This window comes from Streptomyces sp. NPDC026672 (assembly GCF_040638185.1).
Taxonomy (GTDB): Bacteria; Actinomycetota; Actinomycetes; order Streptomycetales; family Streptomycetaceae; genus Streptomyces.
In genome coordinates this window covers 266,027-282,051 of the sequence record NZ_JBEZXS010000001.1, presented here as the reverse complement: position 1 = coordinate 282,051, position 16,025 = coordinate 266,027, and the positions used below count along the sequence as shown (strand labels likewise).

General features: G+C 72.0%; 11 protein-coding genes. 7 read left to right on the top strand and 4 right to left on the bottom strand.

Annotated features, from left to right (window positions below; genetic code table 11):
- Positions 1–53: 53 nt before the first annotated feature.
- Together mca and AB0F77_RS01195 are read left to right on the top strand one after the other, a co-directional pair.
- Positions 54–914: a mycothiol conjugate amidase Mca gene (gene mca / locus AB0F77_RS01200; protein WP_361939651.1), complete on the top strand. Its 861-nt coding sequence runs from the start codon at positions 54–56 to the stop codon at positions 912–914.
- The gene (locus AB0F77_RS01195) at positions 907–1,143 is read left to right on the top strand and encodes a hypothetical protein (protein WP_361939360.1); all 237 of its coding nucleotides are present in this window, start codon (positions 907–909) and stop codon (positions 1,141–1,143) included. Before mca ends, AB0F77_RS01195 begins: the two co-directional genes overlap by 8 nt.
- Before the next feature lie 116 nt (positions 1,144–1,259).
- Here AB0F77_RS01195 and AB0F77_RS01190 read toward each other — a convergent pair whose 3' ends face one another.
- Entirely contained in the window at positions 1,260–4,457 is a 3,198-nt protein-coding gene (locus tag AB0F77_RS01190) for a tetratricopeptide repeat protein (RefSeq protein ID WP_361939357.1), read from the bottom strand.
- 198 nt (positions 4,458–4,655) lie between these two features.
- Here AB0F77_RS01190 and AB0F77_RS01185 point away from each other — a divergent pair, with 198 nt between their 5' ends.
- The 5 genes from AB0F77_RS01185 (at position 4,656) to AB0F77_RS01165 (ending at position 13,402) form a co-directional block, all read left to right on the top strand.
- A complete protein-coding gene (locus AB0F77_RS01185; RefSeq protein ID WP_361939354.1) occupies positions 4,656–6,692 on the top strand; it encodes a thioredoxin domain-containing protein in 2,037 nt (678 codons plus the stop codon).
- Between the two features lie 194 nt (positions 6,693–6,886).
- Positions 6,887–8,155 carry a glycosyltransferase gene (locus AB0F77_RS01180; RefSeq protein ID WP_361939351.1) on the top strand — a complete coding sequence of 423 codons (1,269 nt, stop codon included), beginning with the start codon at positions 6,887–6,889 and terminating at the stop codon, positions 8,153–8,155.
- On the top strand, positions 8,152–9,804 hold the full coding sequence (locus AB0F77_RS01175; RefSeq protein ID WP_361939348.1) for a phospholipid carrier-dependent glycosyltransferase: 1,653 nt from the start codon (positions 8,152–8,154) through the stop codon (positions 9,802–9,804). The genes AB0F77_RS01180 and AB0F77_RS01175 overlap by 4 nt, the downstream gene beginning before the upstream one ends.
- Positions 9,801–11,000, top strand: a complete 1,200-nt coding sequence (locus tag AB0F77_RS01170; RefSeq protein WP_361939345.1) for a glycosyltransferase family 2 protein — start codon at positions 9,801–9,803, stop codon at positions 10,998–11,000. Before AB0F77_RS01175 ends, AB0F77_RS01170 begins: the two co-directional genes overlap by 4 nt.
- Positions 10,997–13,402 carry a galactose oxidase early set domain-containing protein gene (locus AB0F77_RS01165; protein ID WP_361939342.1) on the top strand — a complete coding sequence of 802 codons (2,406 nt, stop codon included), beginning with the start codon at positions 10,997–10,999 and terminating at the stop codon, positions 13,400–13,402. The genes AB0F77_RS01170 and AB0F77_RS01165 overlap by 4 nt, the downstream gene beginning before the upstream one ends.
- Before the next feature lie 122 nt (positions 13,403–13,524).
- Here AB0F77_RS01165 and AB0F77_RS01160 read toward each other — a convergent pair whose 3' ends face one another.
- The 3 genes from AB0F77_RS01160 to AB0F77_RS01150 form a co-directional block, all read right to left on the bottom strand.
- Positions 13,525–14,265, bottom strand: coding sequence for a Mut7-C RNAse domain-containing protein (locus tag AB0F77_RS01160; protein ID WP_361939339.1), 741 nt, complete (start codon positions 14,263–14,265; stop codon positions 13,525–13,527).
- Positions 14,266–14,299: 34 nt separating this feature from the next.
- The gene (locus tag AB0F77_RS01155; RefSeq protein ID WP_361939336.1) at positions 14,300–14,926 is read right to left on the bottom strand and encodes a TetR family transcriptional regulator; all 627 of its coding nucleotides are present in this window, start codon (positions 14,924–14,926) and stop codon (positions 14,300–14,302) included.
- 120 nt (positions 14,927–15,046) lie between these two features.
- Positions 15,047–15,763 carry a hemolysin III family protein gene (locus tag AB0F77_RS01150; protein ID WP_361939333.1) on the bottom strand — a complete coding sequence of 239 codons (717 nt, stop codon included), beginning with the start codon at positions 15,761–15,763 and terminating at the stop codon, positions 15,047–15,049.
- Positions 15,764–16,025 lie beyond the last annotated feature (262 nt).

Sequence of the window (16,025 nt, the reverse complement as noted above, 5' to 3'; positions counted from 1 at the left end):
CACCGGGGCGCCGACTGACTGAGGATTGAGTCTTGACTGACCAGCTGCGACTGATGGCCGTTCACGCGCACCCCGACGACGAATCGAGCAAGGGCGCGGCCACCATGGCGAAGTACGTGTCGGAGGGGGTGGACGTGCTGGTCGTGACCTGCACGGGCGGGGAGCGCGGCTCCATCCTCAACCCCAAGCTCCAGGGCGACACGTACATCGAGGAGCACATCCACGAGGTACGCAAGAAGGAGATGGACGAGGCCCGCGAGATCCTCGGCGTCAAGCAGGAGTGGCTCGGCTTCGTCGACTCCGGATTGCCCGAGGGCGACCCGCTGCCGCCGCTGCCCGAGGGCTGCTTCGCCCTGGAGGACGTCGACAAGGCGGCCGGCGAGCTGGTGAAGCAGATCCGCTCGTTCCGCCCCCAGGTGATCACCACCTACGACGAGAACGGCGGTTACCCGCACCCCGACCACATCATGACCCACAAGATCACGATGGTGGCGTTCGAGGGCGCGGCGGACGCCGAGAAGTACCCCGAGCCCGAGTACGGCCCGGTCTTCCAGCCGCAGAAGCTCTACTACAACCAGGGCTTCAACCGCCCCCGCACCGAGGCACTGCACAACGCCATGCTGGAGCGCGGCCTGGAGTCGCCGTACGGGGACTGGCTCAAGCGCTGGAGCGAGTTCGAGCGTGTCGAGCGCACCCTCACCACCCACGTGCCCTGCGCCGACTTCTTCGAGATCCGTGACAAGGCGCTGATCGCGCACGCCACCCAGATCGACCCCGACGGCGGCTGGTTCCGGGTTCCGATGGAGCTCCAGAAGGAGGTCTGGCCCACCGAGGAGTACGAGCTCGCGAAGTCCCTCGTTGATACCTCCCTCCCCGAGGACGACCTCTTTGCGGGCATCCGCGACAATGCCTGACATGAGCGCGAGCCTGGCACTGACGCACCTCGTCCCCCTCGCCAAGGAGGTGGACGAGAACAAGGTCACCCCCGGTGTCCTCGGTTTCATCGTCTTCGCGGTGATGGCCCTGGCGGTGTGGGGGCTGATGAAGTCCATGAACAAGCACATGCAGAAGGTCGACTTCAAGGAACCCGACACGGACGGCGCGGCAGAGCCCGCCGACCGTGTCGAGCCGCAGAAGCGCTGACCCGCCCGCCGCGCCCGTGCCCGCCGGTGCCGGTCACCCCGGCACCGCCGACGTCACGGCGCGGTAGGCGTCCCGGCGCGGTCGGCGTCGGCGTCGGCGTCACCACGCTGCCACCCTCACCGCGCCGCCACCGCCACGCCCATCACCTCGCGGGAGTGACGGTTCGGAACCATGCCCAGGCGCCACGCCTGCCAGCCCGCCTCCAGATCCACCCCGCGTTCGAGGAGCAGACGGTACGCCGCGACGTACTCGTCCAGCTTCTCGTCGCGGGTCGGATGAGAGTCCCGGGCCAGCTGCGCCAGGTCCTCCGCGGCGACCGCGGCGCCGACCTCCGTCCCGCCGGGCGCGGCGTACGGCAGCAGGGTGCAGCGCAGGAAGCGCGCCCAGTCCTCACCCCGTCGGTCGCCGTACCCGGTGAACAGGCCGATCGCCTCGTCGCACAGTGCCAGCGCCTGCTGGGTGCGGGTGTTGCCCGCGTCCACCACCGCCAGCTCCAGGCAGGTCCACGCCTCGCCGTGGGCGACCCCGATGCGCTGGAAGTCCGCGCGGGCGTCGACCAGGAGCTGCCGGGCGAACCCGGAGTTGCGCAGCGAGCCGGTCTGCGCCGCGCGCTGGTCGCGGGTGACGCGGGCCGAGTGGTGCCGGGCGCAGGCCAGGCCGTAGACGTCCCGCATCCGCGAGAACATCGTCCGCGCCCGCTCCAGTTCGCGCACCGCCCGGTCCAGGTCGCCCGTCTCCTCCAGGGCCTGCCCCAGGTAGTACAGCGTCCACGCCTCGCCGCGCGCGTCCTCGTTGTCCCGGTGCCGGGCCGCCGCGCGGCGCAGTCCGTCGACCGCCGGTGACGCGTCGCCGTCCACCAGCCGGGCCCGGGCCAGCTGGGTCAGCGCCCATGCCTCGCCGCGTGCGTCGTGGGTGAGGCTGTAGCGCTCCAGGGCGGCGTTCAGCTCCGTCTGCGCGCGCGGTACGTCGCCCATGCGCAGCGCGAGCTGCCCGAGCTGGTAGTGGGCCCATGCCTCGCCGTGCACCGAGCCGCCCTCGTGGTGCAGGACCAGGGAGCGCTCCAGCAGGTCCAGCGCCTCCGCCAGCCGGGACCTGTCGCGCTGGACGGCCGCGAGCGCGTGCATCGTCCAGGCGCGGTCCGTCGCCAGCTCCGGCGCCGCCTGGAGGTCCAGCGCCTCCTGGAGCCTGGCCGCGGCCTCGGTGAGCTGGCCCTGGTGGTGCAGGGTGATGCCCAGCGAGCACAGGGCACGCGCGGCGCCCGCGTCGTGCTGCGCCTGCCGGTACAGGTCCACGACGGAGGACAGCGTCGTACGGGCCTTGTCCAGCTCGCCCAGCTGCCGGGCCGCGATGCCCGTGCGCCACTGCACCGAACGCACCAGCAGCCCCTCGTCGACCGCCTGCGCCAGCTCGCTGATCTCACCGAGCCGGTAGAGGTCGCCGCGCAGCAGGCAGTAGTCGCACAGCGCGCCCAGCAGGTTCTGCACCGCGCCCCGGTCCACGCCCTCGGCCTGCCGCAGGGCCGCCGTGATGAAGCTGGACTCGTCGTCCAGCCAGCGCAGCGCCTCGTCCAGCGAGGTGAAGCCGTGCGGGCTGAAGCGGTCCGAGCGGGTGGACATGTTGCCGTCGACCAGGCGCAGCACCGAGTCGGCCAGCTCGCCGTAGTTCACGATCAGCCGCTCCTGCGCGGCCGTGCGCCCGGCGGGTTCCTCCTCGTCGAGCAGCCGGGCCTGCGCGAAGGCGCGGACGAGGTCGTGCAGTCGGTAGCGGCTGCCGCGGACGTGGTCGACGAGGCCCGCGCGGGCGAGCGCCACCAGCAGCCGGCTCGCCTCCGTCTCGTCCGTGCCCAGCAGGGCAGCCGCCGCCCCCACCCCGAGCGAGGCGCGCCCGGCCAGCGCCAGCCTGCGCAGCAGTCGGCGGGCGGGCTTCGACTGGTCGGTGTAGCGCAGCCACAGGGCCCGTTCGACGGGCTCGACCGGGCCGTAGGCGCTCAGGTCGGCGGCCAGGGCGCGCGGGGACCGGGAGCCGATCGACGAGCCCGCGATCCGCAGCGCCAGCGGCAGCCCGCCGCACAACTCCCGGACGCGGTCGCTGGATTCGGCGTCGTACGGGTCGGACGCGTCCTCGGCCGTTGCGCCCAGCAGTTCCTCCGCGCCCGCCGCGTCCAGGGGCTCCACGGGGAGCCGGTGCACCCAGGCCGGCAGGTCCGCGGGCAGGTCGAGCGGGGTGCGGGCGGTCACCAGGACCAGGCTGTCGGAGCGCTCGGGCACCAGGGCGCGGACCTGCTCGGGGTCCGAGGCGTCGTCGAGCACGATCGTCACCGGCAGTCCGGTCAGCTGCTGGTGGTACAGCTCGCCGAGCCGTCTGACCTGCTGGTCGGGGGAGGAGCGCTCACGGAACAGGAGCTGTTCGCGGGGTGCGCCGAGCCGGTTGAGCAGGTGCAGCAGGGCGTCGCGCGTGGGCAGCGGTGGCTCCTCCCGGCTGCCGCCGCGCAGATCGACGACGACCGCGCCGCGGAAGTGGTCCCGCAGCTCGTGCGCGGCGCGGACGGCGAGGGCGGTGCGCCCTGAGCCGGGTTCGCCGTGCAGCACGACGACCGTCGGCCGGGTCTCCGTGGTCGCGCGCGCGGACTGCGCCCACTGCCTGATGCGGGCCAGCTCCTGTCGGCGGCCCGCGAACGGGCCGTCCGTCTCGGGGAGTTGGTTGAAGGACTGCTCCAGGACCGTGCGCCTGCGGGCCGCCGCGCTCTTGTCCGAGCCGCGCAGCCGGGGGGCCGCCTTCTTCGGGCCGGTGGACGCGCTGAGCACCCGCTGCTGGTCCAGGAACGGGCGGATGCCGCGCACCTCCAGGGCCGTCAGCCACTGGAGCCGCAGCTGCTCGGGGCCGCCGGGCTGGCCCACCGCGCCGGCGCGGTGGTGGGCGGCGGGCAGATGGGAGCCGGCCACCTTCACCACCGTCGCGGCGGCGCCGACCACGCCGACGGCGACGCCCGCGCCGAGCGCCGTGGCCGCGCCGGTGCCCAGCGAGAGGTCGGCGACCGTGGCGGCGACGGCGGCGACCCCCGCCACCAGCAGGGGAGTTCCGGCGCCCTCCTTCGCGTAGCGCTGGGCGAACGTCAGCCGGCCGGCCTCGGACTCGTCCAGGGCGCGGGTGTACGCCGTGTACTCCTCGGCGGCGGTCTCGGCCAGGGAGTCCAGCGCGCCGCGTGCCCGCGCGAGCAGCGCCTGGCCGTCGGTGCGCCCGCCGGAGCGGCGTACCTCCTCCTCCACGGCCCGGACCACCATTCGTTCGGCCTCCACCCGATGGCCGTCCCGCATGTCACGTCCCCCTCCCGCGCCAACTCCGTTGCCTATGAGTGTCCTTCGCCCGCCGGTCCAGCGCGAGGGTGCGTCGATCACCGGAGCGCACGCTTTTCCTTCCGGGACCGGCCCTTGCGCCCGCGCCGTGTCCGGCGGAGCCACGCCCGGTGGGGTCGTGGTTGCCGGTGGTGCGGGCCACCGTGGGAGAGTGGAACGGTGAACCGACTGGCGCATGAGACCTCCCCGTACCTCCTCCAGCACGCCGACAACCCCGTCGACTGGTGGCCGTGGTCGGCCGAGGCGTTCGACGCGGCGCGGAAGGCGGGCAAGCCCGTCCTGCTGAGCGTCGGGTACGCGAGCTGCCACTGGTGTCACGTCATGGCGCACGAGTCCTTCGAGGACCGGGCCACCGCCGACTACCTGAACGAGCACTTCGTCAGCGTCAAGGTCGACCGGGAGGAACGGCCCGACGTGGACGCCGTCTACATGGAGGCCGTGCAGGCCGCCACCGGGCAGGGCGGCTGGCCCATGACGGTGTTCCTGACGCCCGACGGCGAGCCCTTCTACTTCGGGACGTACTTCCCGCCCGCGCCCCGGCACGGCATGCCCTCCTTCCGGCAGGTGCTGGAGGGGGTGCGGCAGGCGTGGAGCGAGCGGCGGGACGAGGTGACCGAGGTCGCCGGGAAGATCGTGCGGGACCTCGCCGAGCGGGAGATCGACTACGGCATCGCGGAGCTGCCCGGCGAGGAGGAGCTCGCGCAGGCCCTGCTCGGGCTGACCCGTGAGTACGACCCGCAGCGCGGCGGTTTCGGCGGGGCGCCGAAGTTCCCGCCGTCCATGGTCCTGGAGTTCCTGCTCAGGCATCACGCGCGGACCGGTTCCGAGGGCGCGTTGCAGATGGCCCTGGACACCTGTGAGCGCATGGCGCGCGGCGGGATCCACGACCAGCTCGGCGGCGGCTTCGCCCGCTACTCGGTGGACCGCGACTGGACGGTCCCGCACTTCGAGAAGATGCTCTACGACAACGCCCTGCTGTGCCGGGTGTACGCGCATCTGTGGCGGGCCACCGGCTCGGACCTGGCCCGGCGCGTGGCGCTGGACACCGCGGACTTCATGGTGCGCGAACTGCGCACGGCCGAGGGCGGGTTCGCCTCCGCGCTGGACGCCGACAGCGACGACGGGAAGGGCGCGCACGTCGAGGGCGCGTACTACGTGTGGACGCCCGAGGAGTTCCGTGACGTCCTCGGGGAGGACGCCGAACTCGCCGCGCAGCACTTCGGGGTGACCGAGGAGGGCACCTTCGAGCACGGGCAGTCCGTTCTCCAACTGCCGCAGGACGAGGGCGTGTTCGACGCGGAGAAGATCGAGTCCGTCAGGAGCAGGCTGCTGGCCCGGCGCGCCGGGAGGCCCGCGCCCGGCCGGGACGACAAGGTGGTCGCCGCCTGGAACGGGCTGGCGATCGCCGCGCTCGCCGAGACCGGCGCCTACTTCGACCGCCCCGACCTGGTCGAGGCCGCGGTCGGCGCCGCCGACCTCCTCGTACGGCTGCACCTCGACGAGCGCGCGCACCTGACCCGTACCAGCCGGGACGGCCGGGCCGGGAGCAACACGGGGGTGCTGGAGGACTACGGAGACGTCGCCGAGGGCTTCCTCGCGCTGGCGTCCGTGACCGGCGAGGGCGTGTGGCTGGAGTTCGCCGGACTGCTCCTCGACCACGTGCTCACCCGGTTCACCGACCCCGCCACGGGCGCCCTGTTCGACACCGCCTCCGACGCCGAGCGGTTGATCAGACGGCCCCAGGACCCCACCGACAACGCCGTGCCCTCCGGCTGGACCGCCGCGGCGAACGCGCTGCTGAGCTATGCCGCCCACACCGGTTCCGAGCCCCATCGTGCCGCCGCGGAGCGGGCGTTGGGCGTGGTGAAGGCGCTCGGTCCGCGGGTCCCGCGGTTCATCGGCTGGGGACTCGCCGCGGCGGAGGCCCTGCTGGACGGCCCGCGGGAGGTGGCGGTCGTCGGCCCGGACCTGTCCGACGCGGCGACAAGTGCCTTGCACCGCACGGCACTTCTGGGTACCTCGCCCGGCGCGGTGGTGGCGGCCGGCAGCGTCGGGAGCGACGAGTTCCCGCTCCTCGCCGACCGGCCCCTCGTCGACGACGCGGCAGCGGCGTACGTCTGCCGTAACTTCACGTGCGACGCCCCGACGACGGACCCGGAGCGGCTGCGCACCGCGCTGAGCGGCAGGAACGCCTGACGGGCGGGGCGTTCGGGGTGCCGGAATTGGGCAGGTGTTCGGGTACGTCCCGCTAGCAGCACCGGCGTGACGAAACACGGTATTTATCGGAACAGTCCCCGGACTTCACAGATCCCTCCTAGTCTCTCCACAGCAGCGCGACAGGCGTGATCCGCCGTCGCGTCCGGGGGTAATGGGGATCTGGGGGGATCTTTTTGCTGACGTCTGTCTTCATCGCTGCCGTTTCACTGGCACTGTTCTGGATGGCGGCCTTCACCCTGTGGTGGCAGATGCACGCGTGGCGCACGCCCGAGGTGCTCGCCTCCACCCGGTTCGGCAGACCCGACGGCGACGCCCACGTGTCGTTCTCGCTGCTCCTGCCCGCGCGGCACGAGCAGGCCGTCCTCGACCACACCGTCCAGCGGCTGCTGGAGTCCACGCACACCGACTTCGAGATCATCGTGATCGTGGGGCACGACGACCCCGGGACCACGGCCGTGGCCGAACAGGCCGCCGCGCGCGACCCACGGGTACGGGTCGTCGTCGACACCCACGAGAAGAAGAACAAGCCGAAGGCCATGAACACGGCGCTGCCGCACTGCCGCGGCGACGTCGTCGGGGTCTTCGACGCCGAGGACCAGGTCCATCCCGAACTGCTGTCCCACGTCGACCACGCGTTCCGCACCACCGGCGCGGACGTCGTCCAGGGCGGCGTCCAGCTGATCAACTTCCACTCCAGCTGGTACAGCCTGCGCAACTGCCTGGAGTACTTCTTCTGGTTCCGCTCCCGGCTGCACCTGCACGCGCAGAAGGGGTTCATCCCGCTCGGCGGCAACACCGTCTTCGTCCGCACCGGTGTGCTGCGCGAGGCCGGCGGCTGGGACCCCCACTGCCTCGCCGAGGACTGCGACCTGGGCGTACGCCTGTCCAGCGTCGGCAAGAAGGTCGTCGTCGCCTACGACTCCGACATGGTCACCCGCGAGGAGACCCCCGGCAGCCTGATGTCGCTGCTCAAGCAGCGCACCCGCTGGAACCAGGGCTTCCTCCAGGTGTACCGGAAGAAGGACTGGAAGCAGCTGCCGGGCTTCGGACAGCGCCTGCTCGCCCGCTACACCCTGATGACACCGTTCCTCCAGGCGTTCTCCGGCGTGATCATCCCGCTCAACGCGGCCGTCGCGCTCTTCCTCGACGTGCCCGTCTCGGTCGCCTTCCTCACCTTCCTGCCCCTGGTCACCGCCGCCGTCACCTTTGTGTTCGAGGTGGTCGGGCTGCACGACTTCGGCAAGCAGTACGGGCTCCGGGTCCGCTTCGCGCACTACGTGAAGCTCATAGTGGGCGGGCCCTTCTACCAGGTCCTGCTCGCGGGGGCCGCCGTGCGCGCCGTGTGGCGCGAGCAGCGCGGCCGCAACGACTGGGAGCTGACCACGCACGTCGGCGCGCACCTCACCACGGCCGAGCCCCTCCGAGAGGACGTCCCTGCGTGACCTCCACCCTTCCCGCGGTGACCGGTCCGAAGGTCCCCGCGCCGGACACAGCTGTCCCGAAAACGCGTTCGACGGGTCGAACAAGCCTGTTAACACGCCTGCGTCCCGCCCGCCGCGACCTCCTGCTCTGCGGTGCCCTGCTCGTCCTCGTCCTGTTGGTGCAGGGCTGGAACATCACCGCCTACCCGGCCCTCAGCGACGACGAGGGCACCTACCTCGCCCAGGCCTGGGCCGTCCAGGAGGGCCGGGGCCTCGCCCACTACACCTACTGGTACGACCACCCGCCGCTCGGCTGGATCCAGATAGCCCTGCTCACCTGGATACCGTCCGCCCTCGACCCCGGCACGATGACCGTCGCCACCATGCGCTGCGCGATGCTCGTGGTCAGCGGCGTCAGCGCGGTCCTCGTGTACGTGCTGGGCCGACGGCTGTCCCTGGCGCCCTGGGCGGCGGGGCTCGGTCTGGTCCTGTTCGGGCTCTCGCCGCTGTCGGTCGTCCTCCAGCGCGAGATCTTCCTCGACAACATCGCCGTGATGTGGCTGCTCGTCGCGTTCTGCCTGGCCGCCTCCCCGAGCCGGCACCTCTGGCACCACTTCGGCGCCGGGCTCTCCGCGGCGGCGGCCGTGCTCACCAAGGAGACGATGCTCGTCGTCCTGCCCGCCCTGTTCGTCACCATGTGGCGGCACAGCCACCGCGACACCCGCAAGTTCGCGCTCACCGGCGCCGTCACCGCCTGCGCCCTGATCGGCTTCTCGTACCCGCTGTTCGCCCTGCTCAAGGGCGAACTGCTGCCCGGCAGCGGCCACGTCTCGCTCTGGGACGGCATCACCTACCAGATGTCCAGGCCGGGTTCGGGCTTCCTCCTCGACACCTCGTCCGGCTCGTACGGCGTGCTCCACTCCTGGCTCTACTACGACCGGGTCCTGCCCCTCGGCGGCCTCGCGGCGGCGCTGCTGCTCCTCGCCGCACGGCGCTGGTCGGTCACCGCCCGCGCCTTCACCGGACCCGCCCTGACCGTCGCGGTGCTGGCCGCCGTGGCGATGCGCCCGGACGGCTATCTGCCCGCCATGTACATCATCGGCGCGCTGCCCTTCCTCGCGCTGGTCCTCGCCGCGGCGACCGCCTCCGTCTCCCACGCCGTGCTGCGCCGGCGGCGGGCCGAGGGGGAGCGGCGGGCGCTCACCGGCGGCCGGTACGCGCTCGCCGCGGTGCTCGCCCTCGCCGCCGGCGCCTACGTCGTACCGCGCTGGTACGACGGTGACCGCACCGCCGTCACCGTCGACGCCAACAAGCCCTACCGGCAGGCGTCCGCCTGGCTCGGCACCCGGGTGGACGACCCGGCGGGCACCCGGGTGCTGGTCGACGACGCGCTCTGGCTCGACCTGGTGCACGCCGGATACCGGCCCGGACTCGGCGCCATCTGGTTCTACAAGGCGGATCTCGACCCCGCCGTGTCCAGGACCATGCCGCACGGCTGGCGGGACCTCGACTACGTCGTCGCCTCGCCGACGGTACGGCGCGACGCGCGCGACCTGCCCAACGTCAGGGCCGCGATCCAGCACTCGGCGCCGGTGGCCGTCTTCGGCACCGGCGACGACCGCATCGAGATCCGGCAGATCCGCACCGCCCCCGAGGGAGGCCGGCGATGAGCAGTCACGAGTACACCGTCCCGGACGAGCTGGGCGACCCGGTCGCGCGGGCCGCCGAGGTCCCCGAGCCCGGCGCCGTCACCATCGTCGTCCCCACCTTCAACGAGTCGGCGAACGTACGGCAGTTGCTGCACCGCATCACCGAGTCCGTGCCCGCCCGGCTGCCCTGCGAGGTCGTCTTCGTGGACGACTCCACCGACGACACCCCCGACGTCATCCGCGAGGCCGCCCAGGACTGCCCCTTCCCGGTGGCCGTGCTGCACCGTGACGAACCGGCCGGCGGACTCGGCGGGGCCGTCGTCGAGGGGCTGCGCGCGGCAGGCTCGGAGTGGATCGTCGTCATGGACGGCGACTGCCAGCACCCGCCGTCCCTGGTACCGGAGTTGGTGGCGACCGGCGAGCGGGCCGGCGCAGGGCTCGTCGTCGCATCCCGCTACACCGAGGGCGGCAGCAGGGCCGGGCTCGCGGGCAGTTACCGCGTGGCCGTCTCGCGCGGCGCGACCTGGCTCGCCAAGTCCCTGTTCCCGCGCAGGCTGCGCGGCATCAGCGACCCGATGAGCGGCTTCTTCGCCATCCGGCGCAGCGCCGTCACCGCCGACACGCTGAAGCCCCTCGGCTACAAGATCCTCCTCGAACTCGCCGTCCGCGGCAGGCCCCGGCGGGTCGCCGAGGTGCCGTTCGTCTTCCAGGAGCGGTTCGCCGGCGAGTCCAAGTCGACCGCCGCGGAGGGCCTGCGCTTCCTGCGCCACCTCGCCGGGCTGCGCACCGCCTCGCCGGTGGCCCGCATGGTCGCGTTCGGGTTGATCGGCGCCTCCGGGTTCCTGCCCAACCTCGCCGGACTGTGGGCCCTGACCGTGCTCGGCATGCACTACGTGCCCGCCGAGATCCTCGCCAACCAGTTCGGTGTCGCCTGGAACTTCCTGCTCATCGAGCACCTGCTGTTTCGCGAGCGGCGCCGGCACCGCCGCTGGTGGGACCGCGCCGGCCGGTTCGCGCTGCTCGCCAACGCGGACCTGGTGCTGCGCATCCCGCTGATCGCCCTGTTCGTCCACCGGTTCGGGCTCGGTGCCCTGTCCGCCACCGCGCTCGCCCTGGTGACGACGTTCGTCCTGCGCTTCGCCGGGACCGAGGCGCTGGTCTACCTCCCGCGCCGCCGTGCGGCGGAGCGCGACACTGCACCAAGGAGAGCCGCGTGAACCGACGTCGCAGACGAACCGCGCTGGTCGGGGTGGGCGCCCTGACCGCCGGTCTGCTCCTCAACTCACCCCAGTCCGCCGAGGCCGCCAACCTGGTCGGGAACGCCGGCTTCGAGACCGCCGGGCCGGGCGACATGCCGTACTGCTGGGAGAAGTCCGGCTGGGGCGACAACGACTTCGCCTTCGAGACCACCGCCGACGCCCACTCCGGGGCCAGGGCCATGAAGGTCACGCTCACCCGCCGCGTCGACGGCGACCGCAAGGCGCTGATCACGGAGTCGGCGGAGTGCGCGCCCGCGGTGTCGGCGGGCAAGCAGTACGACCTGTCGCTCTGGTACAGGTCGACCACGCCCGACGCGGCGCTCACCCTGTTCCGGCACGACACCACGGCCGGCTGGCAGTACTGGACCGACCTCAAGACCCTGGACCTGGCGGCGGGCTGGACCGAGGCGAGCGTCCGCACGCCCGAGGTCCCGGCCGGCACCGACCGCATCACGTGGGGCGTCTCGGTGTACGGCACCGGCTCGGCGACCACCGACGACTACACCATGGAGCAGGTCCCCGACACGCTCCCGCCCGCGGCCTGCACCGGCACGGACGACCAGTGCGCCGACGGCAGTTGGTCGGTACTGCCGACGCAGAACCCGGTCCGCTCCATGCACTCCGTCGTTCTCAACAACGGCAAGGTGCTGCTGATCGCCGGCTCCGGCAACAGCGAGGAGCAGTTCGCGGCGGGCACGTTCACCTCGGCGGTCTACGACCCGGTCAAGGGCACCTACAAGGTGATCCCCACGCCGAAGGACATGTTCTGCGCCGGGCACGTCCAGCTCCAGGACGGGCGGGTGCTCGTCATGAGCGGCAACAAGGCGTACCCCGCGGCGGACGGCTCGCACGGCTACGAGGGCTTCAAGGAGTCGTACGTCTTCGACCCCGTCACCGAGACCTACAGCAGGACCAACGACCTCAACGACGGCCACTGGTACCCCTCGGCCACCGAACTCGGCAACGGCGACGTCATCTCCTTCGGCGGGCTGCGCGAGGACTCGACCGGCTCGGTCACCGCCGAGTACTGGTCGGACGCCGAGCAGCAGTGGCAGCCGCTGTGGAAGGTCAACCAGACCTGGTCGTACTGGGGCCTGTACCCGTCGATGATCCTCATGCAGGACGGCCGCCTCTTCTACACGGGCAGCCATGTCTTCGGCAACAACATCCCCGGCACCGGCAGCGCGATCTACGACTACGACGCCAACACCGTCACCCAGGTCCCCGGGCTGCGGAACAAGGACGAGCGCGACCAGTCGGCCAGCGTGCTGCTGCCCCCGGCCCAGGACCAGCGGGTCCTGACCATCGGCGGCGGCAACATCGACTCCAACCCGGACGCGAACCGGCTCACCGACGTCATCGACCTCAAGCAGCCCGACCCGACGTACGTCGCGGGGCCGCCGCTCCCGCAGGGCACCGTCGACCTCGGCAACGGCCCCCAGCCGCAGACCGGGAACCAGGGCAAGATGTACGTCTCCGCCGTGCTGCTGCCCGACGGCAAGGTCCTGGAGACCGGCGGCGCCCTGCACAACCGGGCCGACCCCGTGCGCGAGTCCTCGCTCTACGACCCCGGCACGGGCACCTTCGACCCCGTGGCCGCCGACCCCGAGGCCCGCGGCTACCACTCCTCGGCGTTCCTGCTGCCCGACGGCCGGGTGATGGCCACCGGCGACAACCCGGGCAACGGCTCCTGGAACCACAACGTGTCGATCTACACCCCGCCCTACCTCTACAAGGGCGCCCGTCCCGCCATCACCTCGGTCATCGACACCGAGTGGACCTACGGCGACACCCAGCGCATCACCGTGGACCGGCCCGTCGCCAAGGCCGAGCTGATCCGCCCGGCCGCGGTCACCCACTCCTCCGACCCCAACCAGCGGTTCGTCGACCTGCCGCTGAGCGTGGACGGCGGCAACGTCGACCTGAACGTGACGAGCAACCCCGACCTGGCCCCGCCCGGCTGGTACATGCTCTTCGTGGTGGACGCGAACGGCGTGCCCTCGGTGGCGAAGTGGGTGCACCTCCAGGGCCCGGCCGCGCTCGCCGCCGCCGACTCCTCCGCGCACGTCCACTCCTTCGCCGACTCCCTGACGGGCAGGGCCGCCGAGCCCGGCAGGAAGCGCACGTCGCAGAAGGTGAGCACCACCGTCTCCGGCTGCGACCGGCACTACGGCTCCGCCAACGTCTGCGTGCCCACCGTCTTCCCGCCCCAGGTGAAGAGGACGGCGACGGCCCGCTGCGCCTGGCTCGCCCGCAACGACTACGGGCGGCTGGAGGTCAACGGCGGCGACGACCCGCTCGGCCTGGACCGCGACCGGGACAAGGTGGCCTGTGGGAAGGGTGATGTGACAGGGCGCTGAGCGGGTTCGGTGAAGCCTGATGCGGTTCGGCAGCGTCCCGAAGGGGCGCGGGGAACTGCGCGACCGGCCACGACGGGCCCGCAGCCGACCGGCGGCCCGTCGCGGCACTTCCCGCGGAGTGCTCAGCGCCGGTCGGTCCCGGCCGCGAACTCCGCCAGGGCGCGCTCCACGATGGCCTCCAGCTGCTCGTGGTGCGCGCCCTTCCAGTACGCCCGCCCGCACGCGGAGCACTGCGCGAACACGTCGTACGACCGCCGGGTACCGCCTTCGAGCCGGTCGGCGACCTCCTCCTTGGTGGCCTCCCGCAGCACCCCGTTGCAGGCGGTGCAGCGGGTCCACGGGCGCAGCGCGGGCGCGAACCGGTCGAGGACGTCGCGGAGCTGGTCGTCGGGGCTGGTGCTGTACACATAACCGCCCGCCCACAGTTCGCGGCGGCGCAGCAGACCGCGGTCGCGGCTGAGCATGACCCGCCGCTCGGCGGCGGAGAGGGCGGCGAGCGCCGGGTCGCCGATGTCCGTCGACTCGTACGCCGCGTCCACGCCGAGCAGCCGCAGCCGGCGGGCGAGCGTGCCCAGGTGCACGTCCAGGAGGAAGCGCAGCGGGGCGCCCGGCACCCGCTGGGGGCGCTCGACGGCCCGGACGCTCACCGACTCGCCCGCCGCGGGGACGTGCGACACCGGCACCACGCCGCCGTCGACGACCAGCGCGCCGACCTCGGTCAGCGGGACGCCGAGCGACTCGACGACATGACCGAGGGTCGAGGCGCCGTCGGTGGTGAGGGCGGTGCTGCCGAGCCGTCGGGCGTGCGGGACGAACAGCCGCAGTTCCGGGGCGACTTCGACGTGGATCTCGGGACCGTTCACCTGGTCAGGATGACACGCGGGGACGGCTTCGGCCTCAGGGTTTCACGGCGGGCAGGCCGTCGGCGATGACGTCGAGGGCGCGGTCGACGAGGGCGGCGAGGTCGTCGCGGTGGTCGTGCTCCGCCCAGTACAGGGACGCCTCCATCAGACCGCCGACCAGGGCCATGGCGTACACCCGCACCTCCAGGCCCTGCGGGTCGTGGCCGGTGCGCTCGCCGATCGCCCGGCAGAGCATCCGGCCGGTGAGCGACATGCTCTCCATCATCCGGGAGCGCACCGCGGGGACCTCGACCGTCAGCCGGGTGCGCAGCCGGGTGACCTCGGGGTCGTCGTCGACGCCGAGGCGGACGGCCTCGTGCATCACGTGCCGGACGGACTCCGGCCACGGCTCGTCCGCGGGCCGCGCCCGCAGCTCCTCCAGGAGCATCTCGTCGTACTCGTCCGTGAGGACGATGTCCTCCTTGGTCGGGAAGTAGCGGAAGACGGTCGACGGCGACACCTCGGCCCGGTCGGCGATCTGCTCGATCGTCGTCGCGTCGTACCCCTGCTCCCGTACCAGGGCGTACGTCGCCCCTCTGATCGCCTCACGGGTCTTGATCTTCTTGCGTTCGCGCAGGCCGGGTCGCGGGCGTCCGGTGGGGGAGGAGGTGGGCGCGGTCATGGGGTCATTGTCGGGCATGTGCCTTCGTTATATGAACTGATAGTTACTGTCAAAATCAACAGGATGCCAAAAAGGCCACGGCTCGTGAGCCGTGGCCGGTCGGACGTGGGGGAGGGGCGGTCACGCGTGCTGGTACGCCACCAGGGAGATGCCGACGTAGTGGACGACGAAGGCGGCGAGGGTGAGCGAGTGGAACACCTCGTGGAAGCCGAACCAGCGCGGTGACGGGTTGGGCCGCTTGATGCCGTAGATCACCCCGCCCGCGCTGTAGAGCAGGCCCCCGACGACCACCAGGACCAGGACGGCTATGCCGCCGGTGCGCAGGAAGTCCGGCAGGAAGAAGACCGCGGCCCAGCCCATCGCGATGTAACAGGGCGTGTACAGCCAGCGCGGGGCGCCGACCCAGAAGACGCGGAAGACGATGCCCGCGGCCGCGGCGCCCCAGATGCCCCACAGCAGCCACTGCCCCTTGGAGCCGCGCAGGAGCAGCAGGGTCAGCGGGGTGTAGGTCCCGGCGATGATCAGGAAGATATTGGCGTGATCCAGTCGGCGCAGGACGCCGTCCATCCGCGGGCTCCAGTTGCCCCGGTGGTACAGCGCGCTCACGCCGAACAGGAGGCAGGCGGTCAGTACGTAGATCCCGCAGGCGATGCGGCCGCGGGGGGAGTCCGCGAGGGCCGTGAGGACCAGGCCGGCCACCAGGACCGCGGGGAACATGCCGAGATGCAGCCAGCCGCGGAGCTTGGGCTTGATCTGGTGCGGCAGGGAATGCGCTGCGGACTCCGGGCGGCCTGCGGCCGCCTTGTCCGTGGGCGCGTCGGGGACGGACGCAGTCATGGCCAGCATCGTACCTACGGAACCGTAAGTTGCGGATGAGCGCGGCTCGATGGGCACTGGAGAGTAGCCATCCTCTCATGTGAACGCTGTGTACACGCAACGGAACGCGATGGGGTCGCACGGGCGTGGCCATCGTCACGCCGCTCACTTGTGAGGCCCTATGGACAGATGCGCACAAGAGTCGGATGATCAAATGAGTGCGGTCGGCACCGGATGAGCGGCTACGAAGCGTCCGGGCCGCGGCCCCCATGGGGCAACAAGA